Below are 15,308 nucleotides of genomic sequence, written 5' to 3' on the forward strand. Positions count from 1 at the left end.
TTTATATTGTTCCATTGTGCTCGATAGCCACATTATTGGCTGGAATTGACTCTATTTGCTAGGCTTATTTTGAAGTAAATCACCTTCACCCGCAATTTAAGGCAAGGAAGCATGAAGATCACGGATTGGCCCAAACACGAGCGTCCCAGAGAAAAACTCTTATCGCAAGGTGCTGTCGCGCTATCGGACTCAGAGCTCTTAGCCATTTTTCTACGCACTGGCATCAAAGGGTTAAGTGCTATTGATCTGGCAAGAAGCTCACTTACAAAATTTGGTGGATTACGTGGTTTGTTAAGTGCTTCAGAGCGTGATTTTTGTGAAACTAAAGGTTTGGGTCAGGCGAAGTTCGCGCAATTACAAGCTAGTCTAGAAATGAGCCAACGTTTTATGGCTGAAACCTTAGATAAAAGTGATGCCTTCAACTCAGTAGAACAAACCCAAGCCTACCTTATTGCTAAGTTACGAGATCAACCCCATGAAGTATTTGCAATGTTATTACTCGACAGTCAACATCGATTGATAAAATATCGGCCTATGTTTTACGGTACCATTGATAGTGCTTCCGTTTATCCAAGGGTTTTAGTGCAACAAGCATTGCTCGATAACGCCGCTGCGGTCATCCTAGCTCATAATCACCCTTCGGGCATTGCAGAGCCAAGTCAGGCAGATAAAAGCATCACCAAACGAGTTATAGATGCCTTTAACCTGATGGATATTAAGGTGCTTGATCACTTTGTAATTGGTGATGGTATAGCAGTCTCATTTGCGCAAAGAGGGTTGCTTTAGAGCGTTCTGGGTTTACCCTGCCTTAAGCTAAACTTGAGACTTAGTTGCAACCAATTATAAAATCACTAATAGGCCTTAAAACTAAGCTTTGAGAGGTTTTTATGGCCACAAGCCATAAAAGAGCTGTTTTTCTACACATTATTCTTGAACTCGCCCCTTGTTTGCTGTATAAAATGCGCCCTCTTGTTAATAGCGTTAGCTGACTCGTAGATTGATTACGATTAAACGTGAGTCAGAGCTAAATTTTTTTAGATTGTTTGGAGACAAAGGCCATGGCCAAAGTATGTCAAGTTACAGGCAAGCGTCCAGCGGTAGGTAACAACCGTTCTCACGCTAAAAATTCGACTCGTCGTCGTTTTTTGCCAAACCTTCAATCCCACCGTTTTTGGGTTGAAAGTGAAAACCGTTTCGTTAAGTTGCGTTTATCTGTTAAAGGTATGCGTATTATTGATAAAAAAGGCATAGATACAGTGTTGTCTGATATGCGTGCCAACGGTGTTAAAGTTTAAGGAATCAGATTATGCGCGATAAAATTAAATTAGTGTCTAGTGCTGGTACAGGCTTTTATTACACTACAGATAAAAACAAACGCAATATGCCTGGCAAAATGGAGATCAAAAAGTTTGATCCTAAAATTCGCCAGCACGTTATGTTTAAAGAAGCCAAAATCAAGTAAATTCGCTAATTTTGTCTCCTGAAGAACCCGGCTTATGCCGGGTTTTTTGCTTTCTCACCTTATGTCATAATCCCCATACTCAATTATTCGGTTGTTATTTTTAGATGGGCAAGTTATCTCAGCGAGCTTGGAACAATGTCATCATAGTCAGTATGTTAATATTGATCATGTTGTTTAATTTCAGTGGTAATTTTCTAAATAGTGGGAGTGATGAAACCTCCACAACCCGTAATCTTGTACCTAGCGACAAAATAATTACTACTATGGTTTTCGAACAACTCAAAGTAGAGCGTATTGGTCAAGGTTGGCGCGCTATTTCTGGCGAGCGTACAATAAAGTACACAAATGAAATGCTTGCAAACTTAATCGAAAATTGGGTCAATGCAGAGATTAGTTTGATTGAGCAACACAATAGTTGGCATTCCCCTAGCGCTGCGGTAGAACTATGGTTTGCTGGCCAAGCCTTGCCTACTGAATACCAGTTTAAACAACACCAGGACCAGACGTTGGTCAAGATTAACCAGCAAACCTATCAGTTAATCAGTCCTAGTTATCAATCCTTAACCCCGCAAGAGTAAAACATGCCTGAATTACCTGAAGTAGAAGTGAGTCGTCTGGGCATCAGTCCTCTCCTAGAAAATCAAACGATTCAGAAAATTATTGTGCGACAGCGTCAATTACGTTGGCCCATTCCTGAAGAGGTGCATCAAGCTGAAGGTTTAGTGATTACCTCAATTCGTCGAAGAGCAAAATATTTGTTACTAGACACTCTTAAAGGCAGTATTGTTTTGCATTTGGGCATGTCGGGAAAACTGTGTGTTGTGGACAAGCATACCGAACTGAAAAAACACGATCATTTAGACATAGTGATGCAAAATGGTAAGTGTTTACGGTTTAACGACGCCAGAAGATTCGGTAGCTGCTTATGGCAAGGTTGTGATGAGCCACAACTCAGTTTGCTGTCTGCTCTTGGCCCTGAGCCATTAACCGATAATTTTGACGGTGACAGATTGTTTGAGTTGTCTCGTGGCAAATCGGTAGCAGTGAAAAAATTTATTATGGACAATAAAGTAGTAGTAGGTGTCGGTAACATTTATGCAAATGAGTCACTTTTTATTGCCGGTATTGATCCTCGAAAATCAGCCTCTAAAGTGACTAAAAAACGCTACGTGCAACTTGCCGAGATCATCAAAAAAGTTTTAGCTAGTGCTATTGAGCAAGGTGGCACTACCTTGAAAGACTTTATGCAAGCAGATGGCAACCCAGGTTACTTTGCACAACAATTGTTAGTCTACGGCAGAGCAGGAGAGAACTGTGATGCATGCCTCTCTCCTATTCAATCCGTTACCATTGGGCAACGTAATACTTTTTACTGCGAAACCTGCCAACGTTGACATAAATAACTGGCTTTGCGCTCTTATTTATCGTGTAACTTTTGTTGTAATGCGTCGATTACCGCAGGATGACAAAATTCATTCACACGGCCTCTGTGAAGTGCAACTTCTTTGACTAAGGTGGATGAAATAAAGGAGTTTTCCTCAGATGGTGTCATAAACACACTTTCGAGTTCTGGGTTGAGTCTTCTATTCATATTGGCTAATTGAAACTCATATTCGAAATCCGAAACGGCTCGAAGCCCTCGAACTAAAACACTGGCACCTTGACTCTCGGCAAAATCTGCAAGTAAGCCTCTAAAACCAATCACCTCTACATTATCTAAATGTGCGGTTACGTGTTTAATGAGTTCAACCCGTTCTTCTAAGCTAAATAAAGGTTTCTTATTTGGATTAGAAGCTACACCCACAATCACATTGGTAAACATTTTGGCCGCGCGTTCAATTAAGTCGGCATGTCCGTTTGTAACAGGGTCGAACGTACCAGGATATATCGCTTTTCTATGCATAATAGGCTTTATTGCTTCGTTTCATTTAGGCTAACCCGATTAGGTAATATTTTACTAATTTATTTGTATTATGTTACGTATTAAAATTTCCAATAGCACAATTTTTTGCGTGTTCTTAACTTGCGTAACCAATTCCTAGGCTTAGGTTTTAAACCTGCAGGAGGTGCTTGAATAATTTTTTCTGCCGCATCCAATACTCTTGCAGATGAATTCCCATCCACATAAGGGTGCATCAAGCTAGTATTATATTGAATTTTCTCTAGTAACAATGAATCTGCCTTTAAGGCTTTTTCAATTGTTGAGAACAAGTCTTTTGCCTCGGATATATTTAATAAATGAGGCTCTGGTTCTTTATTTTTGAATGTGACGATTGGTTTATTAAGTAAACCAAATTCAGTAATAATTGATGACGTATCAGAAACGATGATATCCGCAGCTTGTAGCACAGGAGCGAGCGCAGCTGTTTCTATGACATGTATGTTATCGCTAGTCAGTCCTTGATATTGCTCAACTAAATCCTTTGGCATCTTAGGATGAAATTTTATTATCCATTGCCATTCATTATGGGTCTTACTTAATTGAGAAATTTCAGAAAATAGAGCGCTTGCCGAGCTTAGAGCGGGCGAAAAAGTAGGAGCATATAGTATTGTTTTTGCATCGCGTTTATTGGGCCAGTCATATGCTTTTGCGTTGAATAACGTATCTGTTTTTGGCCAGCCAGTTTCTATTACAGAAAAATGCGGGTGCTCCGCGTGCATCTTTTCGAAACGTTGTGTGAAAAAAGGGCCCTGTGTGCAATATAAATCAAAACAACCACGCTCTCGAAAGTGACCTTTTTTCTTCCATTCGAAACCATGAAAAACTTGTACCTTTAGTCCTGGAATAAAGTCTGGGACTAAATTACCCGGCACAAATACGGCTCTAGGATTATATTCGACCGCTTGGTCAACAGTTTCGAGTATTTTTTCATTCTGCTCGAAGTAATTGGCATCAATTTCGTTTCCTTCAACAAACCAAGCAACCTCATCTCCACGTAAACGAATTTCTTGCTGCAGCGGCCGTAGTATTTCGAAAGAATAATTGTGAGCGATATAGAATAAATATTGCTTCACTTAGTTTCCTTAATTATTTCAATCACTTCAGTAGTAGAAATAGAGGGGGTTCTTGGAAGATAAACGACTTTACAGTACTCATTTAAGTGGTCAAATCGACCCTGCCAATCATCACCCATAACCAAAATATCGGCATTATTCGAAATAATATATTCTGCTTTTAACTCTAACGAATCTTCGACGAATACTTCGTCAACAAACCTAAGTGAAGAAATGATTTCCAAACGACTTTTTAAAGGATATATCGGTCCTCGTCCTTTTTTATTTTGGTTAAGTTCATCAGACGAGACTCCTACAATCAGATGACTTCCTAATGACTTCGCACGTTTGAGCAACTTTATGTGTCCGATGTGTAACACATCATATGTACCAAATGTTATGATTCTACTCATTGCTCGCCTATTGTAAAAAACTTAAATAATATTGCTAAGACCTAATGTACTTAGCTCAAGGTCGTATGATATCGGTTCGTTAAGGATTATAAAAGCCGCCGTCTAAGTCTTGCGGAAATGATCCACAACGGTGATAAATATTGGTATATCTGAGTTATCTCGATGTTACCTGAAGTAGGCGTATCCAAATAATAACACTCAACGTGCAGTCGCTTGGTTGTAAGCGGTCGTAAGTGTTTCCCAATCTGTTATTTGCCAGTGAATATTGCTTAAACTTCGTTCTTTTTCAAAGGAACGTTTCAGTCGATTCATATTTGAACTCTTCCACTTATCACCTTGTTTTACCTGGCATTTATCAAAGTCGATAAGATAAGTTTCATAGCCATCATCTAACATAATGTTATGGATGTTAAGGTCATGGTGATAAATTTGATTATTATGAAATTCAGCAACCGTGCGTCCTATTTTTTTCCAAATATCCGCGCTTAATTTGGTATTTAGTAATATGTGATGTAAATCTTGAGCCCTCGGTATTCTTGTGGAAATAATATCTGCTTGATAACTTAATCCATTCCTATTCAAAATCGCGGCAACAGGTGTGGGGCAGGGTAAATCCAAGGACTGCATATGTTGCAATAACCTAAATTCTTGCCACGGGCGAGATTGTTCCAGTCCAGTATACAAATATTGATCATCCAGTATTTTGCCAATTAGGCCTCCTCGACAATAATGACGAAGTACATATTCTTTTTTGTTATGTTTGAAAAAGTAAGTAATGCTGCGGCCTTTAGCTTGGCCTGTAATCGCATTTTGGGCTTGCCAAAATTGGCCAGTAAACATCTTTGGGGAAAGTTTAGGGAAGTGTTCTTTATCAAATAACATCACTTGTGAGTTAATAGTTTTTTGCTGGATAATAGCCATGTTACAATTTTGTGTCCGTAGTAATATGTGCATTGTATACGTAATACATAGTTAAGTGCAGACTCAGATAGACCTTTATATTCCAACAAATAGAGTAATCCCCACCTATGAAAAAGCAGATTTCTAGTGAATCATCGTCACATGAAGTTGAATTAATTATTGGAAACTCCAATTCAAACTTTTCAGGTGTGACATCCACTATGTTGCAAGTCATGTCTTATCAAAAAAACATGATCAATCTACGTATTATGGGACCCCATTTTTTGCCTGACCCTAGCTTAGCGATTAGTTTTTGGGAAACCGCAAAAATGTGTCGGTCGCCCCTTAAAAATGGTAAATGGCGAGTTTTCCATGCGCGTCGTGTAGACGAAATGATTCAAGGAATACTGCTTAAATATTTGTTTAGAGCGAAAATTAAGTTGGTATTTAGTTCTGCGGCACAGCGTACACGTTCAGCTTCAACTGTATGGTTAACTAGAAAAATGGATGCTGTGATTGCGGTGAGTAAAAGGTCAGCGGGGTTTTTATGCGATCCTCCTGATATGGTCAATCCTCATGGTGTGCAAGTTCAAGATTATCTACCTGCTGCAGACAAACAAAAGGCGTGGCAAGAGTTAGGATACGGGGGTAAGTATGGCATTGGTATTCTTGGCCGAGTCAGAAAACAAAAAGGTGTTCATCTGTTAGTAGAAGCCTGTCTTGAATTGTTTGACAAATATCCCGACTACCACTGCGTTGTGGTGGGAGCCATTTCTTCGAGTAATAAAGAGTTTGTAGAACAACTAAAAAGTAAAGCTGCCAAAGCAAAATTGTCAGATAGAATTACTTTTACAGGTGAATTACCATTTGAACAAATACCTCAGATTTTTAGTGCCTTGTCTTTGGTTGCTGCTCTGAGTGATAACGAGGGGTTTGGGCTAACTGTATTGGAGGCCATGAGTAGTGGTGCAGCAGTGTTAGCGACACAAGCCGGTGCTTGGGAAGAAATAGTACGTCCAGAAGTGGATGGGTACATTGTACCTGTGAATGACCAGCAAGCCGTTTCCCAAAAAATGGACTTGTTATTGTCTGATCCACAAAAATTAGAACAAATGGGCATAGAAGGGCGAAAGCGAGTAGAGAACGATTATCGTGTTGAAGACGAAGCAACACGATTGATCGAGTTTTTCCGTAACTTACAATAAAAGCAGTGCCTCTGATATAACTTAGTGGTTAAGTACAGCCATAGTTTTTTCGAGGGCGCCGCTGTTGTTGATTAATACTTGTTTACCCGCGTCTCCCGCACTTTTTCTTTGTTCTGGATGGTTTAACCAGGTATTACATGCCGATTCAATTTGATGAGCATCGGTTACGTATAATAAGGCTCCGCTATCAGCTAAAGCTTGGCAGATGGCGGGATTATTATAGGTAGAATCGCCCATTAAAATAGGCACGCCTACAGCAGCCGGTTCTAAGGCATTATGCCCACCTCTTTCCGCTAAACTTCCACCTACAAAACTAATATCTGCTAAAGCGTAAATAGAACGTAATTTGCCCATTTGGTCGCATAATAGAACTTGGGTGCTGGGTTGACATGGCTGAGATTCACTCATCAATACCGTTTCTATATTCTGTTTTTGTAATAGTTGATGAACCTTGTCAAAACGCTGTGGGTGACGAGGGACAATGATTAGCAGTAACTGTGGGTACACTTTTGCCAATGCCAAATAAGCATCCACTAAAATTTGTTCTTCGGGTTCGTGGGTACTTCCGGCTACGAGTATAAGACGCTGCTCTAAGGAAAAATTGCTTTTAATCGTTTGGCTTAGTGCGATGTCTTGGTTAGAAACACTCAAGTCAAATTTGATGTTATTGGTCAAAGTCAGTTTTAGAGAAGGCACTCCAAGGGACAAGTAATTCTGATAATCTCTGCGACCCTGAGCACAAATTGCTGTTATTTTTGCAAACATAGGTTTAAACAACGCAGGAAATTTCTGATAAGTTTGCTTTGATTTGTCACTCATTCGGCCATTAATAACAATCACTGGGATATGCAAGTTCCAGCATTGATGACATAAATTTGGCCATAACTCCATTTCATTAATGAGTACTTTAGAAGGGCGTTTGGTTTTTAGAAATAGCTTTAAAAAGAGAGGGAAATCATAGGGTAAATAGGCATGACTAACACGGTCTGAAAATAGCAATTTCACTCTATCAGCACCAGTGGTGGTATTAGTGGTGATCGTAATATGCTGTTTGGGAAATTGAACTAATAAGTGTTCGACCAAACCTTGTATCGCTACTACCTCACCTACCGACGCGCAATGGATTACTAATGCATCCATTTTCTTATTTTGATTTTGAGTAAAACCATAACGAGATAATCTTGCTTTTGTGTACCCAGGTTTACGCCTGATCAATTTATAACTAAAGTTAACCAAAGTGAATGGAATAATTATTAGCCACAATAATGAATAACCGAGTAATACAATATTTTGCTTAGTACTGGGCTTAAAAGATTTAGTCATGCTGTGCGTATAGTAGATGAGAGTATTTAAAACAAACACAACTGTAGCAGACTTTAGCCATTGAATAAGTCTTTTTAGTGTAAATTACCTCAGCCTTCTGGTATTCATAACAGTATGAATAATAATTAATTTCTAATAAGTAATAGCTTTTTTATTAAACTCATTTAGTATAAAAATTCACCCCAGAATGGAGTTCGTTTTTGAATCAAACTCGTCTACATCTTTTCTTGGCACTATTGGTTTTTTCGAGTTGCCTATTATTTGTCGCTTTTTCGGTTGGCAGTCAGGTACCCGAGGTAAAAGTTGTAGTAAATCCTTCTGTAGATCCCAAAGATCTGAGTGTCGAACAAATACGTAGAATTTTCTCGATGCGGCAAACCACTTGGTCAAACGACCAAACAATCACTGTGTACGTTCTTGCAAATCAACACCAAACCCATCAAGTATTTAGTACCCAAGTGCTCGGAATGTTTCCATATCAATTGGATCGTATCTGGAACAAATTAGTGTATTCAGGATTGGGAGAAGAGCCTATTAAATTACAAAGTGAAGAAGAGATGCTTGAGCGTGTCAGTCAAAAGCCCGGCGCGATTGGTTATGTGGCGCAACCGATTAACGTTGATAAAATCAACGTAATCAAAGTGCTGGAGAAATAACTCTATATGAAACTAATAATACGGATTGCCAGCTTGATTGTAGGGATATTGTTTACAACATTTTGTGTTGCTGCTGACTCTCTCAAAATAAATGGTTTTGTTGCTCAAGGAATTGTACAGGCAAAAGATTCGAACTTCGTAAATGACGATGGTGACGTGTCGGTTAAGTTGACGGAGATAGGCGTTAATAGTGCTTACAGATTTAATTCTTCATTACGAATGGCAGGGCAAGGGGTATATTTAGAAGGAGGAAATCGCTATCCCGATGGTTTTAGAATTGATTATCTGTTTTTAGAATGGCAATTGCTACAAACTGCTAATTGGCTTATCAAAACCCAGATTGGTCGAAACAAAAATTATCACTGGTTATATTCGTCAACCCGCGATGTACCCCATACTCGCCCCTCTATTGTGCTGCCACAATCACTATATTTCGATGTATTCCGAGACGTTGCTATAGGTGTTGATGGGATAGTATTACTGGCACAAACAGACAATAAATGGGGAGAATGGGACTTTAATTTCAGTTATGGCAATTCAAAAATAAGTGATGAGCAGAAAGAAAATTTATTAGGAACTTATGCTTCAGGAAAGCTGGCACACGATACCGATACGCAGATTAGTGTGTATTGGCGCCCCAGTTTAAGTAAGTTTCAATACGGTTTATCTTTGCTTGATGCTGATTTCAGTTATAAACAGGGAGATAGCGACACTTTGTCTAGTGGTGAAGAGACTTCCCAAAGAATCATGTTTAATCTTTTATACCAAGGGCAAAACTGGGAAGTCGCTTCTGAAGTTATGCGTGAAAGGGTTATCGTAGAAAATTTACTGTTTCCCGGTTTTCAAAGTGACCTCACTGCAGAGGGGGGCTATTTACAAGCCAAGTATTTTTTATCTAGTCAGTTAACTTTGCTTGCTAGGCTAGATATTTATGATCGTGATAGACGAGACAGAGACGGTAGTAATGTTCAAACGTTGAGCCAAGGATTAGTGCCGGGTTATTTTGGTTTAATGGATCAAGCGACGACGGGAGTGACGTGGAAATTTGCTAAAAATATTCAGATACAAGCCGAGTATCACAAAGTAAAAGGTACTGCTAGATTAGCACCTATATTTACGCCGAATACCATTTTAAACGACAGCAAATATTGGGATATGTGGGCAATTCAGCTTATGTATTGGTTTTAATCAATGCGTAAATTTGTCAGCTTACCTACTAAAATAATGGGAATATTAATGGCTTTCTTATTGATAGCCAGTGCTTCGTTAACGTATCTGTGGGTGAATAAAAACAATCAAGATTTTTACGTTCAACAACAAACCCTGCGAGAACAAGATAAAAAGCAATTTGAATTGATCCGGGACTTGTTGCGAACCAGAGTTGAGTCCTGGTTTGAGTCGTTTGTTCATTTTCAAGCCAACTATGCGGATAATATTGATGCCACTGCGTTTTTCTTTGAGCATGAGTTCGATTACCTACAACTCAATTGGCAAATCAATGACTTATGGTTGTTTGATAATACACTTAAGTTACGCTTTACGACCTCCACAACTGAAAAAAATTATATTTTAAATGATATAGAACAAGTGATTAATACCCAGACTTCGGTTTCACATATCCGCTGCGTACAAGAGTGCCAACAGCAAATTAGCATGCCAATTTTGTCTAATTCTGGGGAACTGGTGGTATTATCCGTTAGTAGCTCGTTAATGGAAGCATTGGCCGCAGTTAATCGTTCAACTTTTGCTAAATTGGCTGTGTTAGGACCAGAAAATACATCTATCAAAGCAGTAGAGTTACAAAATTTAGTTATCAAACCTCCAATAAGTTTTGCAAATAGAAAATTTATGCAGGAAATTCTCACTGCTTTACCTAAGGAGCTTCCTCTCTCAAAAATGCTTGATTCCGGCTATAGGCTGACACTTGATAAAAATGTGTATTTGTTAAATTTATTGCCTATCGATCCGCATTTAGAAAATTCAGTTTATCTTATGTTTATACATGATATTAGTGAGTCGTCCTTAGCTCATAATCAATATCAAGAACAGGTATTATCAATATCCATAATAGTCGTTGTGCTCTGTGTTTTTGCGCTCTTTTTGCTGACATGGCGAATTCGACGTCGATTGTTATTAATAGCTGAGCAACTCCCTCTTTTGGCTCAAAAAAAGTATCAAGAGTTTCGAACCCATAAATATGTAAAAAGCTGGCTTTTTTCTGACGAAATAGAATTACTGCAAAATTCTGCCAGCTTGCTTAGTGAAGAGTTGGAGTCTTTGGATCAGAAAATTGAGCAGAATACCCGTGAATTAGAAAACATTGCCATGTACGACCGTCTAACTGGGTTACCTAATCGCAATATGCTAAACCACCAGTTAAAAAAATTATTGGCAATCATGAAACGAGAAGCCAGCAAATTAACGGTAATGTTTGTTGATTTTGACAAGTTTCGCAAAATTAACGACACCCATGGCCATGATGTGGGTGATAAATTTTTGGTTAACGCAGCTTTGAGAATACGTGGGTGTTTACGTGATTCCGATATGTTATTTCGATTTGGAGCCGATGAATTTGTGGTGGTGTTTTTAGAGAAAAAACATAACGAAGGCGCGCCTTTTCTGGCTACTAAATTGATTGAATCATTTAGAGAGCCAATAGCAGTTGATGAATTGTTGTTTTATACATCCAGTAGTATTGGGATCGCTAGCTCCGTAGATAGTTCGATACTGATGGACGATTTAGTAAGACAGTCAGATATGGCCATGTATGCCTCAAAGGATGCCGGAGGTAACAAATACAGTACCTTTAATGACATTATGCAAAAAGCCGTCATACGAAAAGTAGAGCTCGAAAACGAAGTGCGCGAAGCTCTTGAAAGAGGCGAGTTTAGTTTTGCACTACAACCTCAGGTAGAAATTGCAACTGGGAAACTATTTGGGTTTGAAGCTTTGATTCGTTGGAATCATCCCGAACGTGGTTTTGTTCCCCCTGACGAATTTATTCCTTTGATCGAAAATACCGAAAATATGCTAAAAATCGGCTATTGGGGGCTAAATAAGGCGTTTGAAATATTACAAAAATTAGATGAATTAGGAATATTCGATCTAAAAATTGCCGTCAACTTATCCGCTAGTCAATTTTTAGATCCTGACTTGTTACCATTCCTCCGTGAACAGATTAAAACCTTTAATCGCAACCCCGCACAAATTGAAGTGGAGCTAACAGAAAGAACCGTGGTGGCCGATATCGAACAAACCCTTGATACTATGCAACAACTTAAGGCAATGGGTTTTATATTTTCAATTGATGACTTTGGTACTGGGTATTCATCACTAGCTTATTTAAAACAAATGCCTGTTGATATTATCAAAATTGATCGCAGCTTTGTGTCAGGTATGAGTGATAATAGTGCAGATATGCAGATTGTTTCTTCCACTATTGCAATGGTGCAAAAGTTAGGCATGCAAGTTGTTGCCGAAGGTGTTGAAACTTGCGCTCAGATGAAACTCTTGCAAGGACTGCGATGTGAGATTGGACAAGGGTATTTTATCTCTCGCCCAATACCAGAGGGCGATTTATACCAACTGTTACCTGAAAAATTACAATTTGGTGTATGGGACAAGTTAGACAAACTTAACCATGTCACCTAATAGCATTGGCATAAGCTGTACAAAAAAATTGCCACTTGTGTAGAAGCGTCTACGCTGAAAAATATCATTCAGTAAATTGAATATATATGATCCACTCTTTTGCCATTCCACCATTAGGATTTCCTTATGAAACAAGACTTTTATAAACGTTTGTCTCAGCAAATAGCAGACACTAAGGCTCAGGGACTTTTTAAAAGTGAACGTATTATAACCTCAAGCCAACAAGCGGATATTGAAGTCAATAATGAGCAACAAGTTCTTAATTTTTGCGCCAATAACTATTTAGGTTTAGCCAATCACTCAGAATTAATTAAGGCCGCAAAATCAGGCTTAGATAGTCACGGTTTTGGTATGGCTTCAGTGCGTTTTATTTGTGGAACTCAAGATATCCATAAACAGTTAGAAAACACTATTAGTGACTTTCTAGGTACCCAAGAGACAATCCTTTACCCCTCTTGTTTTGATGCCAACGGTGGATTATTTGAAACCATTTTGGATGCCGAAGATGCCATCATTTCTGATTCACTTAATCACGCAAGTATCATCGATGGCGTCAGGCTTTCCAAAGCGAAGCGGTATCGTTATGCAAACAATGATATGCAGGCCCTAGAGGCACAGCTTATTCAAGCTGATACTGATGGTGTTCGAACCAAGCTTATTGCCACTGATGGAGTGTTTTCCATGGATGGGGTGATTGCTGATTTATCCGCCATCTGTGACTTGGCGGATAAGTACCAAGCGTTAGTTATGGTTGATGATTGTCATGCCACGGGATTCGTCGGTGCTAATGGTAGAGGAAGCCATGAGTATTGTGATGTGATGGGCAGGGTTGACATATTGACCGGTACCCTAGGCAAGGCCTTAGGTGGTGCGTCTGGTGGTTATACATCGGGGAAAAAAGAAGTCATCACTTGGTTACGTCAACGTTCTCGTCCTTACTTATTTTCTAATTCTGTTGCTCCGCCAATAGTTGCTGCATCAATAAAGGTGTTTGAAATGATGCAAAACGGTGATGCATTGCGTAAACAACTTATTACTAACGCAGCGTATTTTCGTAAAAAGATGACAGAAGCTGGATTTACTCTTTCAGGTAAAGATCATGCCATTATTCCAGTGATGCTAGGAGATGCGCAGTTAGCCAGCGATATGGCCGATAAGATGCTGCAAAAAGGTGTTTATGTAGTGGGATTTTCATTTCCAGTGGTACCAAAAGGGCAGGCTCGCATTCGAACCCAAATGTCTGCTGCTCACAGTATTGAACAAATAGACTTAGCTGTTGCAGCATTTATAGACGTTGGCAAAGAGTTGGGAGTGATTTGATGAAAGCCTTATCCAAGTTACATTCCGAAAAAGGCATATGGATGACGCAGTGTGAAAAACCGAAGGTTGGCCACAATGATTTATTAATCAAAATTCACAAAACCGCAATTTGTGGCACTGATATGCATATTTATCAATGGGACACATGGGCGCAAAGTACTATTCCGGTGCCTATGGTTGTAGGTCACGAATATATAGGTGAAGTAGTCGATATGGGGCAAGAAGTCTTGGGGTTTGCCCTTGGTGATAGAGTCTCGGGCGAAGGGCATATTACGTGTGGGCATTGTCGAAATTGCAGAGCCGGCCGTCGCCATTTATGCAGAAATACCACGGGAGTAGGCGTCAATAGGCAAGGGGCTTTTGCCGAATATTTAGTGATCCCTGCATTTAACGCTTTTAAAATACCTCACAATATATCTAGTGACCTCGCAGCTATTTTTGACCCCTTCGGCAATGCAGTTCATACCGCTCTATCTTTTGATTTAGTGGGTGAAGATGTGTTAATTACAGGCGCTGGGCCAATAGGTATCATGGCCGCTGCAGTAGCAAGACACGTTGGGGCCAGAAATGTCGTTATCACCGATTTAAATGAATATCGTCTTAATTTGGCAACCCTGATGGGTGCTACTCGCGCAGTGAATGTAGCTAAAACTCCGCTAAAAGACGTCATGGACGAGTTAGGGATGACGGAAGGTTTTGACGTTGGTCTAGAGATGTCGGGAGTGCCTGCTGCGTTGCGTGATATGCTCGATAAAATGAATAATGGTGGTAAAATTGCTATGCTAGGTATTCCTCCTAGCGATGTTGCGATAGATTGGAACCAAGTTATTTTCAAAGGCTTGATGATAAAAGGTATTTATGGCCGTGAAATGTTTGAAACATGGTATAAAATGGCTAGCTTGATCCAAGGTGGTTTAGATTTAACACCTATGATAACTCATCAATTTGCGATCGATGATTTTCAAAAAGGCTTCGATGTGATGGAGTCAGGTCAATCCGGGAAAGTGATCCTTAATTGGTGTTAGTATGAAGTTCGAATATCTGAGGAGCGTTATTTAGATGGAGCAATTTGCCCATATCTCTGTACAAGAAACACAGAAAAAACTGTTGCAAGGTGGCGTGCGTATAGTTGATATTCGCGATGATGCAGCATTTGCAGCTGGACATATCAAAGACTCCACTCAATTAACCAATGGTTCGCTGCATAGTTTCATGTCTGAAGTAGAATTCGATACGCCTGTTATCGTCTGTTGTTACCATGGCATTAGCAGTCAACAAGCGGCGCAGTTTTTAATTCATCAAGGTTTTGAAGAAGTGTATAGTTTAGACGGAGGTTTTGAGGCGTGGCGCCAAAACCAACCGTTTGAAACCTCATAGGAAGTTT

The 15,308-nt window shown here is 39.5% G+C and carries 17 protein-coding genes; 12 read left to right on the forward strand and 5 right to left on the reverse strand.

The features are described from left to right. Positions 1-111 precede the first annotated feature (111 nt). From radC to mutM, 5 genes are all read left to right on the forward strand, one after another. Positions 112-786 carry a DNA repair protein RadC gene (gene radC / locus ABJK37_RS09950; protein ID WP_348352665.1) on the forward strand — a complete coding sequence of 225 codons (675 nt, stop codon included), beginning with the start codon at positions 112-114 and terminating at the stop codon, positions 784-786. 272 nt (positions 787-1,058) lie between these two features. Next, positions 1,059-1,295 (forward strand): 50S ribosomal protein L28, encoded by a 237-nt coding sequence (rpmB, locus tag ABJK37_RS09955; protein ID WP_007625404.1) that lies wholly within the window; start codon positions 1,059-1,061, stop codon positions 1,293-1,295. An 11-nt stretch (positions 1,296-1,306) separates the two neighbouring features. Continuing rightward, complete coding sequence (rpmG, locus tag ABJK37_RS09960) at positions 1,307-1,462, forward strand: 50S ribosomal protein L33 (RefSeq protein WP_006008015.1); 156 nt, start codon at positions 1,307-1,309, stop codon at positions 1,460-1,462. A 104-nt stretch (positions 1,463-1,566) separates the two neighbouring features. Next, complete coding sequence (locus tag ABJK37_RS09965; RefSeq protein ID WP_348352670.1) at positions 1,567-2,040, forward strand: hypothetical protein; 474 nt, start codon at positions 1,567-1,569, stop codon at positions 2,038-2,040. A 3-nt stretch (positions 2,041-2,043) separates the two neighbouring features. Then, positions 2,044-2,856 (forward strand): bifunctional DNA-formamidopyrimidine glycosylase/DNA-(apurinic or apyrimidinic site) lyase, encoded by an 813-nt coding sequence (gene mutM, locus ABJK37_RS09970; RefSeq protein ID WP_348352672.1) that lies wholly within the window; start codon positions 2,044-2,046, stop codon positions 2,854-2,856. 23 nt (positions 2,857-2,879) lie between these two features. Here the strand turns inward: mutM and coaD are convergent, their stop codons facing one another. The 4 genes from coaD to ABJK37_RS09990 form a co-directional block, all read right to left on the reverse strand. Beyond that, positions 2,880-3,365, reverse strand: coding sequence for a pantetheine-phosphate adenylyltransferase (gene coaD / locus ABJK37_RS09975; protein ID WP_348352674.1), 486 nt, complete (start codon positions 3,363-3,365; stop codon positions 2,880-2,882). An 80-nt stretch (positions 3,366-3,445) separates the two neighbouring features. Further along, positions 3,446-4,477, reverse strand: a complete 1,032-nt coding sequence (locus tag ABJK37_RS09980; RefSeq protein ID WP_348352677.1) for a CDP-glycerol glycerophosphotransferase family protein — start codon at positions 4,475-4,477, stop codon at positions 3,446-3,448. Further along, the gene (locus ABJK37_RS09985; protein WP_348352680.1) at positions 4,474-4,869 is read right to left on the reverse strand and encodes an adenylyltransferase/cytidyltransferase family protein; all 396 of its coding nucleotides are present in this window, start codon (positions 4,867-4,869) and stop codon (positions 4,474-4,476) included. Before ABJK37_RS09985 ends, ABJK37_RS09980 begins: the two co-directional genes overlap by 4 nt. Before the next feature lie 198 nt (positions 4,870-5,067). Continuing rightward, positions 5,068-5,790: a 3-deoxy-D-manno-octulosonic acid kinase gene (locus tag ABJK37_RS09990; RefSeq protein WP_348352683.1), complete on the reverse strand. Its 723-nt coding sequence runs from the start codon at positions 5,788-5,790 to the stop codon at positions 5,068-5,070. Between the two features lie 107 nt (positions 5,791-5,897). Between ABJK37_RS09990 and ABJK37_RS09995 the strand changes: the two genes are divergently transcribed. Further along, a complete protein-coding gene (locus ABJK37_RS09995) occupies positions 5,898-6,974 on the forward strand; it encodes a glycosyltransferase family 4 protein (protein WP_348352686.1) in 1,077 nt (358 codons plus the stop codon). A 21-nt stretch (positions 6,975-6,995) separates the two neighbouring features. Here the strand turns inward: ABJK37_RS09995 and ABJK37_RS10000 are convergent, their stop codons facing one another. Beyond that, on the reverse strand, positions 6,996-8,297 hold the full coding sequence (locus ABJK37_RS10000; RefSeq protein ID WP_348352689.1) for a 3-deoxy-D-manno-octulosonic acid transferase: 1,302 nt from the start codon (positions 8,295-8,297) through the stop codon (positions 6,996-6,998). A gap of 200 nt (positions 8,298-8,497) precedes the next feature. Between ABJK37_RS10000 and ABJK37_RS10005 the strand changes: the two genes are divergently transcribed. The 6 genes from ABJK37_RS10005 to glpE all read left to right on the forward strand — a co-directional run bounded on the left by ABJK37_RS10005 (position 8,498) and on the right by glpE (position 15,301). Then, positions 8,498-8,953, forward strand: coding sequence for a substrate-binding domain-containing protein (locus ABJK37_RS10005; protein WP_348352692.1), 456 nt, complete (start codon positions 8,498-8,500; stop codon positions 8,951-8,953). A gap of 6 nt (positions 8,954-8,959) precedes the next feature. Further along, positions 8,960-10,141 (forward strand): TonB-dependent receptor, encoded by a 1,182-nt coding sequence (locus ABJK37_RS10010; protein ID WP_348352696.1) that lies wholly within the window; start codon positions 8,960-8,962, stop codon positions 10,139-10,141. A gap of 3 nt (positions 10,142-10,144) precedes the next feature. Continuing rightward, positions 10,145-12,604 (forward strand): EAL domain-containing protein, encoded by a 2,460-nt coding sequence (locus ABJK37_RS10015; protein ID WP_348352699.1) that lies wholly within the window; start codon positions 10,145-10,147, stop codon positions 12,602-12,604. A 126-nt stretch (positions 12,605-12,730) separates the two neighbouring features. Beyond that, positions 12,731-13,924: a glycine C-acetyltransferase gene (locus tag ABJK37_RS10020; protein ID WP_348352702.1), complete on the forward strand. Its 1,194-nt coding sequence runs from the start codon at positions 12,731-12,733 to the stop codon at positions 13,922-13,924. Continuing rightward, complete coding sequence (gene tdh / locus ABJK37_RS10025; protein WP_348352705.1) at positions 13,924-14,949, forward strand: L-threonine 3-dehydrogenase; 1,026 nt, start codon at positions 13,924-13,926, stop codon at positions 14,947-14,949. Before ABJK37_RS10020 ends, tdh begins: the two co-directional genes overlap by 1 nt. Positions 14,950-14,983: 34 nt before the next feature. Beyond that, entirely contained in the window at positions 14,984-15,301 is a 318-nt protein-coding gene (gene glpE / locus ABJK37_RS10030) for a thiosulfate sulfurtransferase GlpE (RefSeq protein WP_348352708.1), read from the forward strand. The last annotated feature ends 7 nt before the right edge of the window (positions 15,302-15,308 follow it).

The sequence above is a fragment of the Paraglaciecola sp. genome (assembly GCF_039964565.1).
Lineage (GTDB): Bacteria > Pseudomonadota > Gammaproteobacteria > Enterobacterales > Alteromonadaceae > Paraglaciecola.